Annotated in this window: 3 protein-coding genes; 2 read left to right on the forward strand and 1 reads right to left on the reverse strand. The window is 36.9% G+C overall.

All coding sequences use genetic code 11. From position 1 onward, the window contains the following. The first annotated feature begins 216 nt into the window (after positions 1-216). Positions 217-474 carry a GlsB/YeaQ/YmgE family stress response membrane protein gene (locus tag V7659_RS28900; RefSeq protein ID WP_335453029.1) on the forward strand — a complete coding sequence of 86 codons (258 nt, stop codon included), beginning with the start codon at positions 217-219 and terminating at the stop codon, positions 472-474. Positions 475-526: 52 nt separating this feature from the next. Here V7659_RS28900 and V7659_RS28905 read toward each other — a convergent pair whose 3' ends face one another. Further along, positions 527-1,450, reverse strand: coding sequence for an RluA family pseudouridine synthase (locus V7659_RS28905; RefSeq protein ID WP_335453032.1), 924 nt, complete (start codon positions 1,448-1,450; stop codon positions 527-529). A gap of 107 nt (positions 1,451-1,557) precedes the next feature. Here V7659_RS28905 and V7659_RS28910 point away from each other — a divergent pair. Further along, a partial coding sequence (locus V7659_RS28910) for a DUF5365 family protein (RefSeq protein ID WP_335543494.1) occupies positions 1,558-1,845 on the forward strand: 288 nt, incomplete at its 3' end.

Raw genomic sequence — 1,845 nt, forward strand, 5'->3', positions numbered from 1 at the left:
TTACATTATATGTTTTTATATAGTTCTTTTAAATATAGACTTTTTTATTTTAGCCTATGTTCATGCATTTATGTACTTGGCGATCTGAGTTAAGAATTTTTCTTTTTTGAGTATAAAATAAAAATTAGGGTACTTTATAAATACAGGTAGCATGAAAAAAGTTACTTTTCCAACTGCCTGAGACAAATAATTGGTTACTAAAAAGGAGTGTACTAAATGAGTTTCATTTGGGCATTAATTATTGGTGGGATTATTGGATGGTTAGCCGGTCTTATCGTTGGAAGAGATATTCCGGGTGGCATTATTGGTAATATCATTGCAGGATTTGTTGGGGCATGGCTGGGAAGAGCGGTTTTAGGTGATTGGGGCCCAGAGGTTGCAGATTTTGCAATAATACCTGCAATTATTGGTTCAGCCGTTTTGGTCCTGCTTCTAAGTTTCATTATGCGTGCCTTTAGAAAAACCGATAGATAATTTTTCTTTACTTTAAAAAGGCCTCCGAAATGTTCGGAGGCCTTTTTGTGCTCTATAATGAAAAGATATCAATATCCTTAAAAATTATAGGTTGATCTACAAATGGAGCATGACAAACAACTTTTTCCTGAGTAAACGGATGAATGAATTCAAGCTTTGCCGCATGTAGTGCTTGTCTTCTCACAATTGGTTTTCCGCCATACAACGTATCACCAACAAGAGGATGCCCTAAATGACTTAAATGCACTCTGATTTGATGAGTTCTCCCCGTATCGAGCCAGCATTTTATATATGTAAGTTGCTTCTCTTTGTCTACTTTTACTACAGTGTAATGGGTAAGGGCAGCCTGACCAGTTGGAGAAACTCTCCTTCTTGTTGCATGATGACGATCCCGGCCAATCGGTTCATTAATTGATCCTCTACTGTGTTTAACTACCCCATGGACCATGGCAATGTAGGTTCTTTTAATATTTCTCTTAAAAAGCATCTGGTCCATAATAGCCCCTGCTAGTGAATGTTTAGCAAAGAGAATGGCACCTGATGTATCGCGATCTAATCGATGGATTTGCCGAATGTTTCTATTTTCTCCTTTTGCTTGCAGATAAAATTGGACTGCATTAACCAATGTATCATGATCTGCAATTGGGTCATTTGGATGGCTATTCATAAAGGGCGGTTTGTTAATAACCAAAACATGTTCGTCCTCAAAAAGTATGTCAATATCTATAAAATAGGGTGAAATTTCTACTTTTTCGTCCTCGAATAGTTTTATTTGCAACTTGGAACCCTTGACGAGAGGCATAGTCCAGTTTGCGCGTTCTCCATTAAGCTTTACCTTATTCTCCATTCTAAAAGTATGGGTTAATTTTTTAGGGGATTCCCATACATGCCGAAAAATATCCTCAATCGTTTTTCCATTCCATTCTAATGGGACGACTATTTGAAACCATTCTCCCATTCGCATTGTGTTTAGCATTTAATTCTCCTTAAGGTTATAATTACCACCGTCAATACTGACTTAGTTATGTTATTCTTATCATATACAATACGACAGAAATAAGCGATGGCAAAGGTGGGTTATTAGTGAAAATTGTGTTTGCCTCGACACCGAGTCAAGAGGAAGAAATAAATGGACTGGTGAGGTACATCTATTCGAATATATTTCCGCTCTATTTTACTGATGAGGAGATTTGTCAGTTTGAGCGATTAAAGGTTCTGCATACATCTGAAGAGTTCAATACATTAAAAGATGCCTTCCAGGTCATGACGTGTATTCAAACATTAATCTCCATTCTAGAGTCCTCTCAACCTGATGAACAGTATGCCTCATTATTTAATAAGAATGTTGAGACATTAACGGAGTTTGGTTTA

This window comes from Neobacillus drentensis (assembly GCF_036966985.1).
GTDB lineage: Bacteria > Bacillota > Bacilli > Bacillales > Cytobacillaceae > Neobacillus > Neobacillus drentensis_E.